We start from the raw sequence: 22,589 nt of genomic DNA, 5'->3' as shown, positions 1-22,589 counted from the left end.
TTCGGAGTTTGCCTACAAGGTCCTAAGGCGTCATCCGATATTTCGATCAAGCAAGTGTGTCCAGGACTCAACGTTCAGGCGTGGCTGGAAAATGTCCTTAACAATTCAACAAGAAACAGGGGGTGGTCGGACGGCCGCTCAAACCCATAGAGTTATTCCCTTGAGATCATATTCCTTGGGTGGCATATTGTATGGGCTGGGATGTTGAGTACACCGACCAATTTGGAGACTGGTGGGAGGGGCTGGATGCAAAGGAGCAGGCCTCGGTCTCGGCCAGCGTCGATCTGCTGGAGCTCTTTGGGCCAGGCCTGCGTTTTCCCCATAGCAGCGACATCAAAGGCTCGCGACATGGCAACCTGCGAGAACTGCGGGTCCAGCATGCGGGGAGGCCTTATCGTGTGCTGTATGCGTTTGATCCTCGTCGATGCGCTCTACTTTTGATCGGCGGGGACAAAACCGGTCAAGACCGCTGGTACGACGAGCATGTCCCGCTGGCGGATAACTTGTATGACGAACATTTGGAAACACTGCGTAATGAGGGCCGCAACGATGGCTAAGAAATTTGCTGAGCTCCAAGCTCGAATGACGCCGGAATCTCGCACTGACGCAGAGCGGCAGTTCCAACAGCATCTTAAAGAAATGCCTCTGCACGAGTTGCGTAAGGCCCAGGAGCTGAGCCAGGAGACCTTGGCCAAGGCGCTACATGTCAATCAGGCGGCAATTTCCAGGATGGAGCGACGAACCGACATGTATATCAGCACGTTGCGCAATTACATCCGCGCCATGGGCGGCGAGCTGGAAATCATCGCAACCTTTCCCGACGGACAGGTGAAGATCGAGAACTTTGCCAATTGAGGCGATAGAAACATCTCTGCAAAAACCGATCAGCCAGACACGAGAAAGCCGCGCAATGCGCGGCTTTCTTGTTTGGTGGGCCCACACGGACTTGAACCGTGGACCAAAGGATTATGAGTTGACAAAGATTTCACTAAGCCAAGCGAAATCGAGGAAAGCCTAGCACAGGTACAGTTAGCGCCACGTACGCCTGTACCGTAATTTAGTCGAGCTGATCGAAAGGTAGCCAATGATGGCACTGTACCGCTACTGTACCGCTCTGGGATAGGTCTGAACCCGTCGGCGCGGAGTTTGGACAACTGTCATAGCCTAACAGGGTAGTTACTAGTGTCTATTGATCAGGCGTTTTCAATCAAAAATCTCAATAAGCTGCTCGACGACGATCGTGATAAGGGTGGCGATCTGGAGGAAAAATACATTCCTGATGCATATACATTGAGAATGCATGTTTATGACCTAAAAAAATCTAGGTCGATTGTTCGTTACAAGCACAGAATCGGAGCTGTAACGACTCAATTTCACGCTCTGCGTACTCAACGGCTGAATAAAGTCATAAAAGGCCGCAAGGAGCAGCATGCTGACCTTGTTGAGAACGAGCTAGGGAAGATAGCTAAGAAAATTCTGTCAAAAGAATTTAGGGTAGAGCTGAGTGTGTCGCCCATGCCAGTTAGAGGAAAGACTGTGTATGGTGTAGGCAAAGACCTAGCGCAAGTCCTTGCAATAAGGTTTGTGCAAAAGATCTTAAAAGATGTCTACGATATAAAAATGCCTTCTAGAGATATTTTGGTGGCCCAAGTCAAAGCATTGGCTATGGATGGTGCACCAAAATTCATTCTGCGAGCAGACGTTGAATCATTTTATGAATCTGTACAGCACAAGGATTTGCTAGAAAGCATTCATCAATCCCCCGAGCTTTCTGTCTTAGTTAAAAGGATCGTCACGCGCCTTCTAGTTGATTATGTAAGGCTCTCAGGGGCAGAAAAGGGATTGCCTCGAGGAGTTGGAGTTAGTGCATATTTATCTGAGATCTACCTGGCGTCCATAGATGCTGAGGTTAGGAGGCATAGTGAGATTTTTTATTATGCTAGATACGTCGACGATATGATAATGATGTTTGCTCCATCAAAAAAAGAATCAGCGGATGACTATCTGGCCTCGTTCGGAGATCTACTAGGAAAAAAAGGTTTGTCTCTGAATGATAAAACCCAGTCGTTGAATCTCTTGGATGAGCAGAGAGGAAAGCTCACGTATCTGGGTTATGAGTTCGACGTTTCCTCAAGCAGTCGTGGAGTGCGAATGAGCACTGCGAAGCTTAAGAAATATCGAGAGCGGATAGAAAAGTCATTCGACGACTATAATGCGAAAATGACATTCATTCCAAGAAAGGCAGCTACTGAGCTTGTCATGCGGTGCATGTTTTTGACGGGCAATATGCGACTATTCAATAGAAAAAGTAACGCATTTATTGGGGTTTATTATAGTAACAAATACATTACTGATTTTTCGCAACTGCAGGGGTTGGATCGATATCTAAGCGTCAGAATAAATGCTTTGACTGATGTAGGTTTGAAGAGAAAGCTTTCTCGAATGTCCTTCGAGAAAGGTTTTGCCGAGAAAGTGTTTAGAAATTTCAGTACAAAAAAGCTTTCCGAAATTTCTCGAGGTTGGAAGCATGCCTAAGAAAGCATTATCAATAAATTTTCCTATTGAAAGGGTAGTACTTTCGGATGTTCTACCTTATGAAGTACCTATTGTGTTTTCAAATAGATATTTTTATAGGTTTCTCTGTGAGCATGAGGTCAAGCTGTCCGGCTCTAAAATAGTTTGGAATTCTAAAGATTTAATCCTTGATGGTCTGGTCAAGATGTTGTTAGGGATTTCGCCAAGTGTCCAGGTGAAGCGTGATACAACAGGATTGCGTGAAAAGTCTTCTGTCGACATTTCTCAGACGAAGTCGGATTATCATAGTGTTCCGTTCGCTTTTTTTACAACGCACAAGCAAGATCAGCTTAGGCAACTTGCACTCATGCACCCGAAGGCGCAATTGTTAGTTGTCGACTTTTATGATCAATATAAAGAGCTGATTATTTATTTTACTAGTCAGAGTAGTTTCAGTCTGAGATCCCCAACAAGGGTCGCAGGATGTACGTTTATTGATAATAGAGCTCAGATAGAGAAGCAAGATAGGTTTGATGCTCTCGTTGAGGTCTCTGGTGAAAACTATGAAAATTTGAGGTCTTTTTTTGTTTATGAAAAGTTCAGTAATGTCTTTAAGTTTTATGAGTCAAAGGAACATCTTAAATGTGAGCGCGATTTTAAGTTTTTAACCAAGTACGATATTTCTGGCTGCTTCGATAGTATCTATACACACTCGCTTCCTTGGGCTGTTTACGGCAAAGAGTTCTCAAAGTGCCATATGACACCATTAAAGGGATCTTTTGCTAGTAAATTTGATTCGCTGATGCAGCGATTGAATTATAACGAGACTAATGGAATCCTTATAGGGCCAGAGGTTTCTAGGATTTTTGCTGAAATTATTTTGCAGTCTGTAGATTCCGAAGTGTTGGCTAAGTTAATGGAAAAAGGTTGGAGGCCCGATGAGGACTTCAAAATCTATAGATATGTTGATGATTACTTTGTGTTTTATAATAGTGAGGAATGCTGTTATCAGGCAAAGATGCTGCTTCAGGAAATTTTGAAGCGGTTCAAGCTGTCTCTGAATAAAGGTAAAGAAGAAACCTTTTTGAGGCCGATGATTACTCCCATTTCTATAGCAAAGAAAAGAATATCCGATTTGTTTGACAGGGCGCTAACTTATGATGTTGTTGATGAGGTCAAAGATGGTGAAAGTCTTCCTCGTGGCGAGCTTTATATAAATCGTTCGGCCCTAGTTACTGATTTTAAGTCAATTCTTTCGATATCTGGTGTGGATTACGGAGACGTACTTAACTACTCTCTTTCTGTCGTCGAGCGAAAAGTTGGTGCTCTTATTGATGTCTATGGGAAAATAGAGAAGGTTTCAAGTCTCGAAAAGAATTTTTCTAAGGCGATAGAATCAATATTATGGTTTGTCTTCTTCGTTTATGCTGTTTCGCCGAAAGTCAACACAACCATTAAGCTTTGTAGGATTTGTCAGCGCATACTGGCTTTTTATTCCAGTGAACCAATTGGCCTCAGCTATGGGGCTCTTATTTCGCAAGTGATCTATGAGCGATGCCGAAGCATTATTGATAAGTACTCAGATGGCAAAGGTGCTCGGATTGAAGTCATGTATCTACTGGTGCTCATGGGGCAGCTCGGAAGGAACTATCGGGTAAGCGAAAGTCTTCTGGCCCGCTGCTTTGGCTTTGAGGCTGCCGCAGATGGGTACGTTATAAAAAGTGAGCTAGATTACTTCTCTATCATTACATTGTTTTTTTACGTGGGTAAAAAGACTCGGTATGCTCGAATTCGAGTCGCCCTAGAGGCATGTGTTCTTCGTCGTTTTGTCCAAAGTAGAGAAACGTTGGTTGGTGACTCGGAAATGGTTCATATGGCGTTGGATCTTTTGGTCTGTCCATATGTAAGCCGAGAAACAAAAAATTTAATAATAAGTTATTATGGGATGTCCGGATCTGATATCTCCAGAGTTGAAGCTTATAATGACTATTGGTTTACCAAATGGGCTGATTTCGACTTTTCCAAAGAGTTGGACGCCAAGGTCAGTCAGGAAGTATACTGACGCCACGCGCAGCATGCCCTAGGAAGACCGTTTGCGGTCGCACACACCAGCGCTTTGAGCGAGTTGTTCTATGCACGAAAGCTCGCTCTCTTGAGGTCCGCATGCACCTTGGGGTCTCGACTCCTCGCCCCCTCTCAGAAAGCCTAGGCTGACTGAAGAGGGGGCAGGGGGCTAGATTTAGGAGCCCTCATTTTTTATATCCCTTATTTTTGCCAAGGGTGGCCATTCTGAGCCAAACGCACTTTCGCAAATTCTTTTAATTATGCTTAGTTCGCGTTCATCCCCTGAAGATGCGATTTCTAGTAGTAGTTCAATGGCGTAATCTGGATTATTTCTCAGGGTCTTTGCCATGTATAGGTCGTGCGAATTGTCTCTTTCCATGGTGAACTCTTGAAAGGTGCTGTGTCTTTTTCATTGTTGGGTGTATCGAGATTGCCTATGTTCGTTGATAATCGGCGACATAGTTTCAAGTAGTTCGCCCTGTAACCTTCGGAAGTCATGCATCATCATCTCAGTGTTCGGCGGTTTGAAAGAATGGTTATCATGATCTGTAAGCCAAAATTTCAACAATCCAGCGACACGCCCGACGTCGCCATTGACTTTGGCCAAGTCTACTACTGACCTTATGGGAGTGTTCAAGCCAGGGGGCGCAAATAACCGGAACGGGTTTTGCCTGCTTCCTTGGCGCGTCCGGTGATTATTGCCTTTTCCTCATCGATTACCCCCATCTCTACCGGTTTGCCTCGCCTGCGGGCAGCAGCCCTTCTTTTCGTGTCCCCAGCCATGACAGTGCTCCTGTTGATGCTTTTTCGCTGTTAGACGCGGCAGCGTTAGTGGACCTCGCAGAGCACGATGCCGTTGAGCCGAAGGCGAATAAGGGGCGGTGTAGGATGGGGACGGGCTTGCCCGTACCCGTACAACACATATCTTGCCGTGTACTTCCATGCGATTTAATGCGATTCAATAGTAAAATTTATCTAAGCGCAGATATCTTTCTATAATCGCATTGAATCGCATTGAATCGCATTGAATCGCATTGAATCGCATTGAATCGCATTGAATCGCATTGAATCGCATTGAATCAGCGTAGCTGAGGTGCTCCCGGAGTCGCTCCTTATTACAAAGACACGCGACCGTCCGGATTTGACCGATTGCGACTCTTCTTGACAGCGGGCAGCCGCCGCCATTTTAGAATACTGCGTTGACGAAAGTGCTCCGTGATAAAAGACTATGGCCAGTCGAGTGCGATGTCTTTGCGTGCAAAAGACAGCTCACAGATTCCGTTTTAGTCGCGTGTCATGAGATTGAAACGGTCCTACGGGATCAAGAACAATGATGTTGTGGTGTAATTTTCAACCTCTTACTTGCTGTGCTCTTTGCTTGCATCACGTCGCTTAGCAGGTTCCAGCTTTTTCGTGTTAACTTCGATCGCTAGGTCCCCCCCTTGCGCAAACTCATTCATCAGTCGATAGCCAAGCTCAGAGAACTTAACCAGCAAACGCAACACGCCGGTGATGCCAATATTTCCAGCGACGCTATCGACTCCATTCGTCAGTGCTAATAATTCTTGAGATGACATATTTGACGACCAAGCCCTGAATCGCAACTCCACATCTCCCCGAACGTCATGGCAAGTTGGACACAAAGCCCTGAAAGTGCTAAGTGGATATTCCCATGGGTAAAATCCATTCCTTTTTGGTTTGTAGTAACAATGATGAGCTTCAAGTCGTCCAGTAGCGCCGCAATCTGCACAGCGATTTCCGGAAATTAATTTGACGAGTTCGGCTTTTGATTTCCAACGTGGATCTTGCAAGATATCCGTATAACGACGAGTGGTTACAGGGGCGAAATCGAATCCTGCTAGAATGTAAATACCGACTGAACTAGTGTGTAGGTCATAGTCAAAGCAAAATCCGAATGAGCTAAACAAGTCATCAAATTCTGTAATTCCGTCATTCGTATACGGTAAGTAGCAATTAAAAAACTTAACAATGTCGCCGAGCACCATTACAGCCAATGCACCGGCATGGGACTGCCGTCCAAGCGTCTGCCACATATCTCCATCAAAAACTGTAATGCCACCAAAACCATGCAATAAATTCAAATCTTCAAACGCTATGATTAGACGTTTTAAGTGGCTTTGCATCCTCATTCCTTTTCTTTAGTGCCTATAAAAACCAACGAGTTATCGACTCGAGCAACCGCAACCGCGGCGTCTTGCATCGCTGCTTTAGTTAATCGCTCTAGGGGGGGCATTACGATTCGAACTGAATGGCCAACCATTGAGAGTAACCTTTTCTAGTCTATCAGCGAATTACACCAGCTTCGAATCAGCCTAGGGATACAAAATTTACACCTTGCTACACCAAATATTTTTGGTGGTCAATACAGGTGCTGATGGCAAAAACTGTGGGAAAGGTCGATGTCTGGTAAGATCCTTGGCGTGCAGGGAGAAGAGTTGACTCTATCACTAGCAACTGAAGGTCATAAAATTTGATTCAGCATGGCTGGTGATTGTTAGTTTTGAGGGTGTTATTCCTGAACCCTTTATGTCTCTTCTTCCTGCATTCCAGTTTGCAGCTACAGATTCTGGTACGGAAACACCTAATTATTTGGAAATGCTTCATTACAACAATTAGGGGTTCGAATTAAAAACATTAGGAATTAGACTTGCACTGACCTCAACGCTTCCTGTAATGACACCCTTTTTTTCTCGTAAAGCAAAGTGTGCAAATTGTTTTTTTGCTTTGTCGTCAAATGCCCCAACAACGTAGTTTTCACCATCATATTCCACCTCTCGCGAATTCAGCGGTTGGTAGTTTGATGCATACGCCATTCTGAAACTGATTTCGTTTGGTTGTATTTCAATGCCGTTTTTGTCTCTGAATGTGAAGTTCTTGCTCAAGTCAAATCCTGGTTCAACCCAAGGCTCTTTACCGGATAGTTCGTTTTCCCTTAGCAGTTTAGCTTGGCTGGTTGCGGCGCCGCTGCCGTTCCACAGCTCCGCGCAAAATCTGTATATTGGAATGAATGCACCTTTCCATAGAATTTGAACGTTGTTGTCAAAAATAAATCCAGTTTTCGCGTCATCCTCATCTGCAAAAATTGAAAAAGTTTCAATTTTGTAAGATCGACCATAAACGAATGTGTGCTGGAATTTTTCAAATACTTTCGACCATTTTTCCCGGCCTGCCGTATCAAAAGTTAACAGCTTGATATGATTTTTATTGGCGTATTCCTTGGCGCTTTTGGTAAAGCCTTTTTTTGATACGACGATTGTTTTATTAATGCCGACCTTTCTGTGTTTTTCTTTAAAACTTTCTAAAATCCTAACTTCAACAGGTTTAGCTACGGTCGTGCATTCAATTCCGACAGATATGTCATACCCGGATACTTTGCTTTGAATGAGTATGTCAATTTCTCTTTTGCATCCCGCTTCAGAGTCATACAGCATTGCTGACTCAGTAACTTTTGCGTCCGATTGAGACAACCCTTTATTTATTATCATTACGAGCTTCTGATACTCATTAGTCCTTGCCGGCATCGAAACCTTCTCCAAAATTCCTGGAAACACCCAGATTCGGGCGATCTCGATTTTCATGCTGCTGTCGAACCAAAGCAAGGATTGTCCTCAGTCCCGTATATTTTTTACCGAAGAGGCAGATCACCCAGGAGCTCAACCTATTGAAAGCCTAGGGTTGTTCGATCCAGGGTAACGCTCGTAAATGTCGGCATTGGTGTTAACTCGCCTTAGCGGCGACTGCTTTCGTATTTCTCCCCCGCCGAAATTAGCGTTTACGCTGAGGCGGGTTGGCACCAAAAGAAAGGCTGGGTGTACGTCGCTAGACTCAGGCGCAGGCGCGCTGAATGCATTTTTTGGTGTGCGATTGTTTGATTTTCAGAATGGGAAATCAACGGCGGCCAGCTTGGAGGTCGCCGCTTGTGAATTATCTCTGGATAATTCTGGATCGTTTTCCAGATTTGCTCTGTAGCTGCCGTGAAACGTCACCTGTAGGGTTTGAAAAGGGGACCGTTAAACGGGGAGAAGGGTACCGTTATACGGGGGGAGGGGGACCGTTACCCGGGGGGCAGCCCCGATCTTTTAATAGCGTAAATCTCTCGATCACACTTCGATATCTCCCAGCCAATGCCGCGCAGTTCTGCAATCGCGAGACGAGCTTTGCTCCTGCGCTTTTTCATCGCACTTGGCATTGCAGGGTCCGGCCATGCGTATTCACACAAGGCGTCCAAGCCGATCCTCCTATTGTGGCCCGGGTTGATCCAACCACAAAGGCGTTGATGTAGTAGCCTGGTCACATCACCTTTTAAGGCTCGTACTTCCTCCATGCAAATGCGTACATGCTGTGTAGAGCCGAGTATCGCTTTAGTAATTTGCGGATTAAGTGCGACGTTAAGCTTTTCCCGCACGTCATCACTTACATAGCTTGATAACAGCCGAAACCCCCGTCGTACTCCGTTCACCTCTACCATGATTGAGACCATCCAAAGGCGCTCTACACATTGGCGTATGCTTCGGCCATCATCTTGATCAGCGTACCCAATAACTCGGGCTAAAGCTCCGTAGCTGGTTTTCACTAGTACTGCTTCTTCGGTCATTGCCTCATGACGGAGTTCTAGTGAGAGCCGCAATTGCTGACCATGCCCTGTCTTGGGGGAAGGTCCTAAGGACTTCCCCATTGGCCCGGCCATCGCGACCAGCCCTTGCAATACCCTAAGATCATCCACCCCTAGTGGCTCGGGTCCTTTGAAATGGAGTGACTTGTCGCCATGTTGGTAATGTAAATCTAGCTTTCGTGTTCGTCGCTCACCTTTCTGAAGACTCCGGAATAGTCCCGGAGCCAAGCAATGGGCCGGATCGTGAAGGGCAAACTGGATTTCAAGCTTCATCGCGAAGTCGTCTTCCGTTCTTGGAGGTGTCAGCATCGATTAACGAGACTGGCATCAAAACGCCGCCGCTCTGTCGGCTATACCACCGCTCCAAGTGAGTAGGATCATAGTTTTGCTTACTCACGCCAAAACGGACGAAGTTAAGTCGGCGTTTTGCACCAATGGGTACTCGGTCGGAGGGGCGTTCCGTCAGGCGCTTAGATTCTTCCTCTGTCATTCCGGCCACATAGCCACACCATCGCGCATTATCAATCAGTGATGAGGCGCCACGAGCCGCCTGTTGTTGATCGGCGAAGCCATCGCGAGCGCTGCTTTTGCTGACATGATGAAGGAAAAGGACAGATGCCCCTGTGGTAGCAGCCACTTGTTCTAGCCGGGAGATCAACCGCGACATATCGCTATTGCTGTTCTCATCGAGCTGATGGATACGGCTCAAAGTATCCAAAACGATAAGACGGTAGCCCTGCGCCTGCTCGGTAAGCGTTCGAAAGTGGGATCTCTCCATAACGTTAAAAGGCTCACCCATTACAGTGCTAAGGGTCAATTCGGCAGCAATCGATCTACGAGCTGGTTGCTCCAGATGCTGGCCGATAGCATGAACCCGGCGAGTCAGGGCGGGAGCCGGGTCCTCACCAGCGATGTAAAGGACTTTGCCTGTCCTTGGCGGGGCCAAATCTAGAATGTCTCCCCCTGCTACGGTACACGCAACGCCCATTGCAGCCTCAAGTGCCCAGTAGCTCTTGCCCGTGGCACCGGGTGCAATGAGGGCTCCCACTGTCCCAGCTAAAAATCCCGGCCAGATAAAGTCCAGCATGGGCGGTGAGGCTTCGAATGCCTCGAAGAGATCGATGTTCACCTTTTTAGCCCTCCAGGCTATCTAGTGATTCAGAGCTAAGAGCCTCTGCGATCTGTGAAGTCCTGAAGTACACGCGCCTGCCAATTTTCAAACGCGCTCGATTGAGGTGATTGGTCCAAGGTGTGCGACTGCGCAAGCTGATCCGAAGTCCATCAGGTGAACGGTCCAAAATAGTGGCCAATTGAGCGAGGCTTAGTAGTGGGCCGAAGCGTTGCAGTAGGTTGTCTTCAATAGTCATTCGTTTAACTCCATTGTGGATCGGATTTGAACGGATCTTATGGAGAGCGAGCCTTGCGTACAGTCTATTAATTGGCCAATATGGTTGACATGAAAAGCACACCAAAAATTGCGATATGGCCCGGTTGCTCGGACACGCTAGCAATATCGATTCGGCATCTTGAGGAGCGCTGGAAGCCTTACTCCAGTTCTTCTCGGCGTTACCCGATCCTCAAGTTGATGGCTCAGATAGTTGATCCTGCAATCGCACAGCTATGCCAGCAAAGCAGCGCTTTTTCGCAATTCATTCCTGGTGCAGCGGGCTCAATAGGTATCAGCGAGTTGGTGCGACGTCACGGGTTCAGTCTCGTGATCAAATCGCAGCGGTTGTTGCTCCGACAACTTGTAGTCACTGAGGGGCAAGGTCTGAGTGGTAGCGACAACTTAATTGCTACGTTGGAATCCCTGATTGAGGTGATTTGGGCTTGTGGTAACAAACGCCCGGCCCGTTCGGCGTGTTTAGAGAGAGGAGCGAATCTCAATGCACGGCGCGAGCAGGGGAGCTGCAAATTCTGCGGTCAGCCCACCGAGTTCTCCAGTTTCATTAGTGCAAACATTTGGCCATCGGAGGATGACCCGGATTTCAGCTTGGCCCTGCGTCTAAGCAGCCGGTTTTGTTCCGAGCATCGGCCGCGTCATCCGGGTGGAGGTTGGAACTCCTCATATCGTCGCGCAAAGCGGTCCCAGGAGCAGTTTGAGATTGAGTTGTCGCGCTTGACTCAGCAGAGCGCTAGGTTGAGTAAAGCTTCCGCTCAGTCGGGCAATGTCATGGCTGACTTGTTCATCCATACGCATGTTTCTCGTCAGGCTTTACAGCCGGCAGATGAGGCAGAGCTGCGAGACCAGGCGCGACTGATGGCGGACACGCGTTTGACGGACAACAAAAAGCAAATGCTCATGCTGCGAGCTTCTGGCTACAACCAAAGCGAAATCGCCAAAGCCATGGGGATTAGCCGTCAAGCTGTATCTAAGGCGCTGGCTTCGATTTCTTCTGTTTTTCGTCTCGATTCCGCGCCAGAACATCCAGCTCATTGACCAAGTCTTCAGCACGCAAATGAGTGTAGCGGCGGAGCATTTGCATCGATTTGTGTCCGCTGATGGCTGCTACCTGCTGATCGCTAAGGCCTCCCTCTACAAGTCGGCTAACTGCCTCATGGCGCAGGTCATGAAATCTAAAGTCAGGCAGGGCAAGCTTGTTCTTCAACTGACCCCAAATCTTTGTGAAAGCGTACGGCCGGCGTTTCCCGTCCTTTCCTGGTTCGCCAAAAAATACCAAATTACAGTCGATTGGGCGCACGGGGTTGTTCATCGCGGCTTGGAACGCTTCTGTTGCGCGTTTACTCAGGGGGACGGTGCGGGAAGCATCGTTCTTCGTGTCTGAGAGGCGTATGACACGCTTTGCCAGATCGACTTGAGGGCGACGCAAGGAAGAAATCTCGGACGAGCGCATACCTGTCTCAAGAGCAATGCGAACGATCCATCCCAGCATCGGATTGCTGTGCGCGTTTACAGCCGTGAGCAAGCGCCGTTCTTCGTCTGGTGAAAGGCGGCGGTCTCTACCTTCACCGGGGCTTGGCTTGCGAATGTTCAGCACCGGATTGAACGTAAGACCTAACCCCCATTCCTGAATGGCCACCGTATACAGGTGGCTCAACAAGGCCAATTCGAGGCGAACGGTATTGTTGCTGATGTTTCCATCGCGTCCCGGCTCGCTCAGGCGCTTGTCGCGGTAGCCGGCGATGATTTCAGCGGAGAGGGCGGCGAGGGAATACTTGCCCAAGTGCTCGATGAGCTTCTTGGCTTTGTTGATTTCGCCCCGTTGGGTCGTTGGCTTTTTGGTGGGGGTAACGTCGCTTAGATAGCGCTTCAGGGCTGCTTCCAGCGTCATACGTTCCGAACCGCTGCGCTGGATGTACACGCCTCGTACCATTTCGTCTTCGGTACGTCGAGACCAGTCCTCGGCGTCACGCTTGGTGCGGAAGGTTTTGGCGACGGTGGGCCAGCCAGTTTTGCGAATGAGTGCCTTCCAGGTGCCGGAAGGGGTCTTTACGAGAGTAGCCATGAGAGGGTGCTCCTAGGCGGCTGGCGACCCAGCACTGTACCTAATTTGTACCCTTGGACCATAGGACTGTATCTGTTGTGGTCCAGCCAGAAACACGAAAGCCGCGCAATGCGCGGCTTTGAGTATGGTGGGCCCACACGGACTTGAACCGTGGACCAAAGGATTATGAGTCCTCTGCTCTAACCAACTGAGCTATAGGCCCTCAGTAGGTCGCGGATTATAGCGACGGTTTCGCGGCTGTGCTATCCGAAAAAGCCATTACGGTTGTACGAAGAAACGTCGCGGCGAATTCGTCGGGGGGCAAGGGCAGGCTGACGATGTAACCCTGGATCTGTTCGCAGCCCTCGGCGGCGAGGAATTGCTGTTGCGCCTGGGTCTCGACGCCTTCGGCAATCACGGTGAATTGCATGCTGCGTCCGAGGGCGATGATGGCGCGTACGATCGCCGCATCGTGGGGGTCGTCCGGCAGGCCGCGGACGAAGGACTGGTCGATCTTGAGGATGTCCAGCGGCAGACGCTTGAGGTAGCTCAGGGACGAGTAGCCGGTGCCGAAGTCATCGATGGCCAGTTGCACGCCCAGATGTTTGAGTTGATGCAATACCGCCAGCGCTTCTTCGGCCTGGCTCATGATGAAGTTTTCGGTGATTTCCAGTTGCAGGAATCCGGGGTTGAGGCCGTTGTCCTTGAGTAACTGCTCGATACGACCCAGCAGGTTGGGCTGGCGCAATTGGGCGCCGGCAAGGTTGACCGACAGTGGGCCGGGGCTTTCGTACAGGCGGTGCCATTCGGCCATCTGCCGGCAGGCGGTTTCCAGGACCCAGTCGCCGATTTGCAGGATCATGCCGTTTTCTTCAGCCAGCGGGATGAAGTGTTCCCGCGGCACGTCGCCAAAGGTCGGGTGGCGCCAGCGGATCAGGGCTTCGGCGCCGACCAGGCTGTAGTCGTCGAGGCTGATTTTCGGTTGGTAGCACAGGTGCAACTCGTTGCGTTCGATGGCGCGGCGCAGTTCGTGCTCCAGCGCCACGCGTTCGCTGGCCTGGGCGGTGAGGTCGCGGGTGTAGCTTTCGACGCGGTTGCGGCCCTTGGCCTTGGAGCGGTACATCGCCGCGTCGGCGTTCTTGATCAGCGTGGCAACGTCGCAACCATCCTTGGGATAGAGGCTGGTGCCAATGCTGGCGCTGATGAAAAACTCGTGTTCGCCGGCCTGGAACGGCGCGGCGAAACAATTGAGCAATTTGGTGGCGATGTTGTCGGCATCACTGGGTTGTTGCAGGCCCGGCAGCAGGATAATGAACTCGTCACCGCCCAGGCGTGCCACGGTGTCGATGTCACGCAACTGCTCCTTGAGCCGTGCGGCAATGCCCTTGAGCAGCAGGTCGCCCACCGGGTGGCCGAGGCTGTCGTTGATGTGCTTGAAGCGGTCAAGGTCAAGGAACAGCACGGCGCCCTGGCCGCCGTTCTCCTGCTGGTTGTTGAGTGCCGTCAGCAGGCGGCTTTCGAACAGCGTGCGGTTCGGCAGGCCGGTCAGCGGGTCGTGGTGCGCCTGGTAGTCGAGTTTGGCCTGGGCATGCTTGAGGCTGGAGATGTCGGCGAATACCGCGACAAAGTGGGTGATGAACTTGTCGCGGTTGCGCACGGCGCTGATGGTCAGCCAGCTCGGGTACAGCTCGCCATTTTTGCGCCGATTGGAAATCTCGCCCTGCCAATGACCTTCGGCAGTCAATTGATGCCACATGGCCGCGTAGAACGCGCTGTCATGCAGGCCTGAGGCGAGCAGACGGGGCGTGTGGCCCAGCGCTTCGCTTTCGCTGTAACCGGTGATTTCGGTGAAGGCACGGTTGACCGCACTGATGTGCTGTTGGGTATCGGTGATCAACACGCCTTCGGCGGTGCTTTCGAATACGGTGGCGGCCTGTTGCAGTTTTTCCTGCATCAGGTGCCGCTCGGTGATGTCCCGGGCGATGGTCAGCATGCAGTCGTCATCGCCGATCGGCAGCGGACGGCTGGACACTTCACAGAGGCGGATCTGCCCGTCGCTGCGGCGGATATGGCAACTGAAGTCGCGGACAAAACCGTCCCGATGCAGCAGGTCGAGCATTTGTTTGCGTTCATTGAGATTGACCCAGATGCCCAGGTCCAGCACTGAACGATCCACCGACATGGCGCTGTTGAATCCGGTGATGCGACTGAAACCCTCGTTGACCTCCATCAGCAAACCGTCACTTTGCCGCGACAGCAGCAGGCCGTCGGGGGACGCATGGAAAGCCTTGGCGAACTTTTCTTCGGACGTTTGCAGTTGTTGCTGGGTTTCCTTGAGCTGGGTGATGTCCCGCACCACGACCACCAGCGCCGGTGTCATGTCGAGGTCGAACGGTTCGGCGGAGATCAGCCCGGTGAACACCTGGCCGTTGCTGCGACGAAAGGGCATTTCCAGATTGCGGATGCTGCCGGCCTGCAAGCGTTGCAACAGACCCGGCCCAACGCCGGGAATCCCCCAGATGTTCAGGTCGGTGGCGGTCAGTCCAATGACGTCCTCGGCCTTGAGGCCGATCTGTTCTTCGAACGCTTCGTTGACCTCCAGCAGGCAACCGTCGCTCAGGCGGGCGATCACCAGAATGTCAGGGCATTGCTGGAACACGGAAGCGAATTTCTGTTCCGACAGGCGCAGCGCTTCTTCGGTGCGCTTGGCGTCGGTGATGTCGATCATCAATCCGCGCAACACCGGCTCTTGCCCGTGTTCGATCAGGCTGACGATGTCGCGCACCCACAGGCAGCGCCCGTCGGCGGTGATCACCCGGTAATCGAGGCGGTGATCGCGCCCGGCCAGCACTTCGTGATCGCAGAAAGTCTGGGCACGAGTCAGGTCGGCGGGGTGAATGATGTTGCGCCAGAAGCCCGGAATCAGCCAATGGGAGAGGGGGTAGCCAAGAAGATCTTCGGCGTGGGGCGATACGTAGCTGTAGGTGTAGTCGGTGACCTTGGCTTCCCAGGCGATGGCCGACAGGCTCTCTACCAGGCCACGGTAGTGGTACTCGCTGCTGCGCAGTTCCTGTTCAAGATCGACCCGGCGGGCGATTTCCGAACTCAAGCGGCGGTTGATGCGGATAACCGCCGCCAGCACCAGGGTCAGCAGCAGCAATCCGGGCAGGCCATACACCAGCAGGTCATTCCAGAATGTTCGATGATCGATGACGTTACCGACCCAATGCTCCTGAATGGCGCTGATTTCGGCGGGGCTCATGTCCGCCAGGACTTTGTCGAGAATGCCGACGAGGATTGCGTTGTTGCGGGGTACGGCCATGGCCAGTTGATAGCGATAGGGGGTTTCACCGCTGACATACAGCCCATCGAGCTTGAGCTGGCGCAGGCTCCAGACGCTGGACGCCAAATCGCCCACCACCGCATCCACTGCACCCGTGGCCAGCGCCTGTAACGCCGAGCTGACGTTGGGCATCGCCACCAGGTTCAGGTCAGGATTGTGGGTGCGCAGCAGTTCGTGGGGAGCGTAGTTTTCCACCACGGCGATTTTCAGGCCATACAGGTCTTGCAGGTTGTGTGGCTGGGCGCCCCTGACATGGGCCAGGATGACGATCGGAAAATCCAGATAGGGGCGGGTGAACGACAGGTATTTCTGGCGTTCCGGGGTCGACATGATGCCCGGCAGCAGGTCGATTTTGCCCTTTTTGGCTTGTTCCAGGACGGCGGTCCAGCTCACTGGCTCGATGGGTGTGAGCCGGGTTTTCAGTCTTTGGCGAATGACCTCGATGTAATCCGCGGCAAGGCCCTGGTAGCGGCCCTCATCGTCGCGAAACTCGAAGGGCGGCCACGACGCATCGACACCCAGGCGCAAGTCCGGGTGAGCCGCCAGCCAGCTACGTTCATCCTCAGTTAGAGTCAGCGCGCCAGCCGTTGCGGTCCAGGTCATCAGCGACAGCAAAAAAAGCACGGTCGGCAGTCTGGGCATAACGGTCTCGTTATGGCTCTGGGGAATGTTTCGAGTGTAGACGGGCTACAGGGCGGAGGGGAGGTGTGGAGATATTAATCTGCCATAAAACAAAACCCCCGGCCTGGGCCGGGGGTTCTGTGATCACTCGTCGAGGAAGGAGCGCAGATGCTCGCTTCTCGTCGGGTGGCGCAGCTTGCGCAACGCCTTGGCTTCGATCTGACGAATCCGCTCACGGGTCACGTCAAACTGTTTACCAACCTCTTCGAGGGTGTGGTCGGTATTCATGTCGATACCGAAGCGCATGCGCAGTACCTTGGCTTCACGGGCAGTGAGGCCGGACAGCACTTCGCGAGTCGCTTCTTTAAGGCTCTCAACGGTTGCAACATCGATTGGCGACTGCATGGTCGAGTCTTCGATGAAGTCACCCAAATGGGAATCTTCGTCATCACCGATCGGGGTTTCCATGGAGATCGGCTCTTTAGCGATCTTCAATACCTTGCGGATCTTGTCCTCAGGCATTTCCATGCGTTCGCCCAGCTCTTCCGGGGTCGGTTCGCGACCCATTTCCTGCAACATCTGCCGGGAAATGCGGTTGAGCTTGTTGATCGTTTCGATCATGTGCACCGGAATACGGATGGTGCGGGCCTGGTCGGCGATCGAGCGAGTGATCGCCTGACGGATCCACCAGGTGGCATAAGTCGAGAATTTGTAGCCGCGACGGTATTCGAACTTGTCTACCGCTTTCATCAAACCGATGTTGCCTTCCTGGATCAGATCGAGGAATTGCAGGCCACGGTTGGTGTACTTCTTGGCGATCGAGATCACCAGACGCAAGTTGGCTTCAACCATCTCTTTCTTCGCGCGGCGGGCCTTGGCCTCACCGATCGACATGCGACGGTTGATGTCCTTGATCTCGGCGATGGTCAAACCGGTTTCGGTTTCCAGCGCGGTCAGCTTCTGCTGGCAACGGACGATGTCCGGCTGCAGGCGGCCAATGGCTTCAGCGTATTTGCTTTTGCCTTTGGCCAGGGCGTCACTCCAGCTTTCGTCGACTTCGTTGCCCGGGAACTGGCGCAGGAAGTCTGCACGCGGCATGCGCGCATCACGAACGCAGAGCTGCATGATTGCACGCTCTTGCTGACGCAGGCGATCCAGGGCACTGCGAACACGCTCGACCAGGGCTTCGAATTGCTTCGGTACCAGTTTGATCGGCATGAACAGGTCGGCCAGGGCCAGCAACTCGGCAATCGCTGCCTTGTTGTGACGACCGTGCTTTTTCAGCGCCTTGCGGGTGATTTCCATCTGATCGGCCACAGCGCCAAAACGCTGGGCGGCGATGATCGGATCCGGACCGCTTTCGGCTTCTTCCTCGTCATCCGAGGCTTCACCGTCTTCGTCGTCGGTGTCGTCATCCGCCTTGACGGCTTTCGCGTCAATCGGTGGCGGCACTTCTGCCGCAGGCGGCGCGATGCCGTCGTCCGGGTCGATATAACCGCTCAGGACGTCGGACAGGCGGCCACCTTCGGTGGTGACGCGGGTGTACTCGGAGAGAATATGATCAACCGTGCCAGGGAAGTGCGCGATTGCGCTCATCACCTCACGGATGCCCTCTTCAATACGCTTGGCGATTTCAATTTCGCCTTCACGTGTGAGGAGCTCCACCGTACCCATTTCGCGCATGTACATGCGCACCGGGTCGGTAGTGCGACCAATGTCGGTCTCGACCGCAGCCAACGCTGCAGCGGCCTCTTCGGCTGCGGCTTCGTCGGTATCGGCGTCGGCCAGCATAAGGGAATCCTTATCTGGCGCAACCTCGAATACGTTGATCCCCATGTCATTGATCATGCGGATGATGTCTTCCACCTGTTCCGGATCTGAAATATCCTCCGGCAGGTGGTCGTTGACCTCCGCGTAAGTCAGGTAGCCCTGCTCACGACCAAGTGTGATCAACTCTTTGATACGAGACTGCTGTTGCGCTTTTCCGGACATAACACCCTATCCACTGAAGGTCTTGGCGGGCAAAAAACAAGCCGAGGATTATACCTGAGCTATGACCTCACGCGCCAGTTGAGGTCGGGTTTGATGCGGAAACATTGCGACTTAAAAGGTCGCGCAGTTGGTTTTTCTCTTCGGTGCTCAATTCACTTTGACGTGCTTTTCGAAGAAGTTGTTCCAGGTTTCGCTCGCGTTGGCGGGCTGACAAGCTAGTAATGGTGTCGAAAAACTGTTGTTCAAGGTTATCTCCATCAATCAGCCATTCCTTTTCCGCCAGGGCCTTGAGCAAGCGGCCCTGCTCTGTGCCGTGCCAGCGGGCAATCAGCTGAATTGAGTTTAGCTTGGGATTCTTCTGCACGGCTTCGAGTAGCGCCACCAGCAATTGTGTGTTGGTGTGGTCCTCGGCGGCGAAGTGCCCGGCATCCTCGACTTTCTCGGCCAGTTGCGGGTGATGCAGCAGCGTGCGCAAGGCGGCGAGGGTCGGCGGTTCTACGGCGGCGGGCACCCGTGGCGCGCGGGGTTGATCGCGATCACCGCCCCGTTTGCCATTCTTGTCCCACGGTTTCTTGTCCCATTTCTTGCCTCCTGCACCGGGCTTCTTTGGCGTCCATTCCTGCTGCGGCACATACATGTCCTGTGCCTGCGGCTGATGATAGTCGCTGTAGTCGGGCATCGCGTCGTAATCGATGCCCGGGTCGTAGGCCGGCGGTGCTTCCTGCGGGGCGCTTTGTGCCAGCTGGCTCACCGCTTCGCCGCTCAAGCCGGTGATTTCGCTCAGGCGCTGGCGCATCAGGGTGCGCAGGTTGGCGCCCGGGACTTTGTCGATCAGCGGTGCGGCGAGGGTGGCCATGTGGGCCTTGCCCTCGAGCGAGCGCGGGTCGGCTTCTTCCGTCAATTGCTGGAAGAAGTAGTCGGCCAGAGGCTGTGCATGCTGGTTGATCCGTGCGCGGAAGGCGTCGGTGCCTTCGGAGCGGACCAGGGTGTCTGGGTCCTCGCCCTCGGGCAGGAACAGAAAACGTGCACGACGACCGTCCTGCAGGCTCGACAGTGTTGCCTCCAGTGCCCGCCATGCCGCATTGCGACCGGCCTGATCGCCGTCGAAGCAGAACAGCACGCTGGGCACGACGCGAAACAGCCGCTTGAGGTGCTCTTCGCTGGTGGCGGTACCCAGTGTCGCGACGGCATTGCGCAGGCCTTGCTGGGCCAGGGCAATGACGTCCATGTAGCCCTCGACGACGATGATCTCGTCTAGGTTGCGGTTGGTCTTGCGCGCTTCGTACAGGCCGTAGAGTTCCTGCCCTTTATGGAATACCGGGGTTTCCGGGGAGTTCAGGTACTTCGGCTTGTCGTCGCCCAATACCCGGCCGCCAAAGGCAATGACGCGCCCGCGGCTGTCGCGGATCGGGAACATCACTCGGTCGCGGAAGCGGTCGTAACGTTTGCCGCTTTCGGCGTTTTCGATCAGCAGGCCTGCATCGATCATGGCTTTTTGCTGCAGGGTATCGCTGCTCAAGTGCTTGAACAGGTTGTCCCAACCAGGCGGTGCAAAGCCCAGGCCGAAGTCCCGGGCGATTTCGCCGGTCAGCCCGCGACCTTTCAGGTAGTCCACGGCGGCCTTGCGCGATGGATGGCTTTTCAAGGCCTGGCGATAAAAGTCGGCGGCGGCGCTGAGCAGCGGATACAGCGGCGAATCGGTCGGCTGCCGGGGCTTGTGCGGGCGGCCGCTTTCTTCGCGGGGGATTTCCATGCCGGCGGCTTTGGCCAGTTCTTCGACCGCCTGGACGAAATCCAGGTTGTCGTGGTCCATGATGAAGCCGAGGGCGTTGCCGCCAGCGCCGCAGCCGAAGCAGTAATAGAACTGCTTGTCGGGGCTGACGCTGAATGAGGGCGTTTTTTCCTTGTGGAACGGGCAGCAGGCGGTGTGGTTCTTGCCGGCCTTTTTCAATTGCAGGCGCGAGCTGACCACGTCGACGATGTCGGTGCGGTTCAGAAGGTCGTCAATGAAGCTCTGGGGAATTAGCCCGGCCATGGCGTTCTCGTCATCTGCGCTGAAAGGAGCCCGAAACGTACGGCGACCGAACGCGGGCATTGATTGAAGCGCGCAAAGTGTGCGGCTCGACCAGTGTCGTCTGCGTAATCGCTGTCGGGAAGTGTATCTGCCGAAAATCCACTGACGTTAATGCCAATCAGTATTCGGCTGTTTGAATGTGTTGCGCTGAATCCGCTGCGGCCAAACACAGGCCTCGGATAGCTCATCATTCGGCACGCAAGCAGGTGCCTTGGGCTGATCGTCGTGAGAGGAATCAGTGGGTGTGCTCGTCAGTAGCCTTGAAAGGCTCGTCAGAAAAGACGTGCACCGCTGGCAAAAGAGCCAGGTCTGACGCGGTGAAGCAGATTTGTCTCGGTCGCGTCTGCGGCTTTGACAGTGAAGCATCAAGCGTTTTACGCAAATGCCATAAGCCCGGCTGAGGGCCGGGCTTGGCAGAAGCTTGCTACGGTCGTCTGTGTATTAGTACAGACGAACGGCGCGGCGCTGTTCGCGCTGAACTTTCTTGGCGTGACGCTTAACAGCAGCAGCTGCTTTGCGCTTACGCTCAGAAGTTGGCTTCTCGTAAAATTCGCGGCTACGAACTTCAGCCAGTACACCGGCTTTTTCGCAGGAGCGCTTGAAACGACGCAGAGCTACGTCGAAGGGTTCGTTCTCTTTTACTTTGACGGCTGGCATCCAGAGCTACCTTCATTCATTACCGGGGTCAACATCCTCGCGGCAAAAGAGCACTTGAAGACGTCGGTTTTTAAGGGTTGCGGATGTTAACCCCTCATCGCTCGGAATGCAAAGCCTCTGATCGAAAACCGCTGGTCGGGGCATCCCGCGACGACTATTATGCGCGCCTTCGAATTCAGCCTAAACAAGGCGCAAACCCATGCTAGTACTGGGATTAGAAACCTCCTGCGACGAAACCGGCGTCGCATTATATGACAGTGAACGCGGGCTGTTGGCCGATGCGCTTTTCAGTCAGATCGACCTGCACCGCGCCTATGGTGGTGTGGTGCCGGAGCTCGCCTCGCGCGATCACGTCAAACGCATGCTGCCCTTGATTCGTCAGGTGTTGGCCGAGGCCGACTGCGTGCCGACCGAGATCGACGCCATCGCCTATACCGCGGGTCCTGGCCTGGTCGGAGCCTTGCTGGTGGGGGCTTCCTGCGCCCAGGCGCTGGCCTTTGCCTGGGGCATTCCGGCCCTCGGCGTACACCACATGGAAGGCCACTTGCTGGCACCGATGCTGGAGTCGCAACCGCCGGAATTCCCGTTCGTCGCTTTGTTGGTCTCCGGTGGTCATACGCAACTGGTTCAGGTCGACGGAATTGGTCAGTACACGCTCTTGGGCGAGACCCTGGATGATGCTGCCGGCGAAGCTTTCGACAAGACGGCCAAGATGATGGGCCTCAATTATCCGGGCGGACCGGAGATCGCTCGCCTTGCAGAGCGGGGTGTTGCAGGACGTTTCGTCTTCCCGCGTCCGATGTGCGACCGCCCGGGCCTGGATTTCAGCTTCAGTGGCCTGAAAACCTTTGCGTTGAATACCTGGCAACACTGCGTCAGTGCCGGGGACGACGGCGAGCAAGCCCAATGCGACATCGCACTGGCGTTCCAGCAGGCCGTGGTGGAGACTTTGACCATCAAGTGCAAGCGTGCCCTTAAAGCCGCCGGCATGAAGCGTCTGGTGATCGCCGGAGGCGTCAGTGCCAACAAGGCGTTGCGTGCTTCTCTGGAGAAAATGCTCGGCGATATGAAGGGCGATGTGTTTTATGCCCGTCCGCAGTTCTGTACCGATAACGGCGCGATGATTGCCTTTGCCGGCTGCCAGCGCTTGCAGGCCGGTCAGCAGGAAAGCCTGGCGATCAGCGTGCAGGCACGCTGGCCGATGGAGCAGCTGTCGGCGTTGTGATGAGCGGCGCTCATGTCCGG

The 22,589-nt window shown here is 53.1% G+C and carries 15 protein-coding genes and 1 tRNA gene; 6 read left to right on the top strand and 10 right to left on the bottom strand.

Features of this window, described 5'->3' with window-relative positions:
• Nucleotides 1-191: 191 nt before the first annotated feature.
• From ACXX83_RS22300 to drt3b, 4 genes are all read left to right on the top strand, one after another.
• Nucleotides 192-557: a type II toxin-antitoxin system RelE/ParE family toxin gene (locus ACXX83_RS22300; RefSeq protein WP_458549632.1), complete on the top strand. Its 366-nt coding sequence runs from the start codon at nt 192-194 to the stop codon at nt 555-557.
• Nucleotides 550-855, top strand: coding sequence for a helix-turn-helix domain-containing protein (locus tag ACXX83_RS22295; RefSeq protein WP_458549631.1), 306 nt, complete (start codon nt 550-552; stop codon nt 853-855). The genes ACXX83_RS22300 and ACXX83_RS22295 overlap by 8 nt, the downstream gene beginning before the upstream one ends.
• A 327-nt stretch (nt 856-1,182) precedes the next feature.
• Entirely contained in the window at nt 1,183-2,535 is a 1,353-nt protein-coding gene (drt3a, locus tag ACXX83_RS22290; RefSeq protein ID WP_458549630.1) for an antiviral reverse transcriptase Drt3a, read from the top strand.
• Nucleotides 2,528-4,576 carry an antiviral reverse transcriptase Drt3b gene (gene drt3b / locus ACXX83_RS22285; RefSeq protein WP_458549629.1) on the top strand — a complete coding sequence of 683 codons (2,049 nt, stop codon included), beginning with the start codon at nt 2,528-2,530 and terminating at the stop codon, nt 4,574-4,576. Before drt3a ends, drt3b begins: the two co-directional genes overlap by 8 nt.
• 1,360 nt (nt 4,577-5,936) lie before the next feature.
• Here the strand turns inward: drt3b and ACXX83_RS22280 are convergent.
• The 4 genes from ACXX83_RS22280 to ACXX83_RS22265 form a co-directional block, all read right to left on the bottom strand.
• Nucleotides 5,937-6,722 (bottom strand): hypothetical protein, encoded by a 786-nt coding sequence (locus tag ACXX83_RS22280; protein ID WP_458549628.1) that lies wholly within the window; start codon nt 6,720-6,722, stop codon nt 5,937-5,939.
• A 489-nt stretch (nt 6,723-7,211) separates the two neighbouring features.
• Entirely contained in the window at nt 7,212-8,177 is a 966-nt protein-coding gene (locus ACXX83_RS22275) for a restriction endonuclease (protein WP_458549627.1), read from the bottom strand.
• 476 nt (nt 8,178-8,653) lie between these two features.
• Entirely contained in the window at nt 8,654-9,484 is an 831-nt protein-coding gene (gene repC, locus ACXX83_RS22270) for a replication protein C, IncQ-type (RefSeq protein ID WP_458549626.1), read from the bottom strand.
• Nucleotides 9,474-10,340, bottom strand: coding sequence for a helicase RepA family protein (locus ACXX83_RS22265; RefSeq protein ID WP_458549625.1), 867 nt, complete (start codon nt 10,338-10,340; stop codon nt 9,474-9,476). Before ACXX83_RS22265 ends, repC begins: the two co-directional genes overlap by 11 nt.
• Nucleotides 10,341-10,649: 309 nt before the next feature.
• On the opposite strand from ACXX83_RS22265, the gene ACXX83_RS22260 reads away from it, so the two are divergent.
• Nucleotides 10,650-11,651, top strand: coding sequence for a LuxR family transcriptional regulator (locus tag ACXX83_RS22260; protein ID WP_458549624.1), 1,002 nt, complete (start codon nt 10,650-10,652; stop codon nt 11,649-11,651).
• Here the strand turns inward: ACXX83_RS22260 and ACXX83_RS22255 are convergent.
• The 6 genes from ACXX83_RS22255 to rpsU all read right to left on the bottom strand — a co-directional run bounded on the left by ACXX83_RS22255 (nt 11,584) and on the right by rpsU (nt 21,344).
• The gene (locus ACXX83_RS22255) at nt 11,584-12,678 is read right to left on the bottom strand and encodes a site-specific integrase (RefSeq protein WP_458549623.1); all 1,095 of its coding nucleotides are present in this window, start codon (nt 12,676-12,678) and stop codon (nt 11,584-11,586) included. The two genes, ACXX83_RS22260 and ACXX83_RS22255, sit on opposite strands and share 68 nt — an antisense overlap.
• 125 nt (nt 12,679-12,803) lie before the next feature.
• Nucleotides 12,804-12,880 (bottom strand) — tRNA-Ile (locus ACXX83_RS22250).
• Nucleotides 12,881-12,895: 15 nt separating this feature from the next.
• Entirely contained in the window at nt 12,896-16,642 is a 3,747-nt protein-coding gene (locus ACXX83_RS22245) for an EAL domain-containing protein (protein WP_458549622.1), read from the bottom strand.
• Nucleotides 16,643-16,765: 123 nt separating this feature from the next.
• Entirely contained in the window at nt 16,766-18,613 is a 1,848-nt protein-coding gene (rpoD, locus tag ACXX83_RS22240) for an RNA polymerase sigma factor RpoD (RefSeq protein WP_007980239.1), read from the bottom strand.
• A 67-nt stretch (nt 18,614-18,680) separates the two neighbouring features.
• Nucleotides 18,681-20,648, bottom strand: a complete 1,968-nt coding sequence (dnaG, locus tag ACXX83_RS22235) for a DNA primase (RefSeq protein WP_007980233.1) — start codon at nt 20,646-20,648, stop codon at nt 18,681-18,683.
• A gap of 480 nt (nt 20,649-21,128) precedes the next feature.
• On the bottom strand, nt 21,129-21,344 hold the full coding sequence (gene rpsU, locus ACXX83_RS22230) for a 30S ribosomal protein S21 (RefSeq protein ID WP_002551877.1): 216 nt from the start codon (nt 21,342-21,344) through the stop codon (nt 21,129-21,131).
• A gap of 199 nt (nt 21,345-21,543) precedes the next feature.
• On the opposite strand from rpsU, the gene tsaD reads away from it, so the two are divergent.
• Nucleotides 21,544-22,569, top strand: a complete 1,026-nt coding sequence (gene tsaD / locus ACXX83_RS22225; protein WP_217836523.1) for a tRNA (adenosine(37)-N6)-threonylcarbamoyltransferase complex transferase subunit TsaD — start codon at nt 21,544-21,546, stop codon at nt 22,567-22,569.
• The last annotated feature ends 20 nt before the right edge of the window (nt 22,570-22,589 follow it).

Source organism: Pseudomonas sp. GNP012, from assembly GCF_054343835.1.
This window is presented reverse-complemented; position numbering and strand designations above follow the sequence as displayed.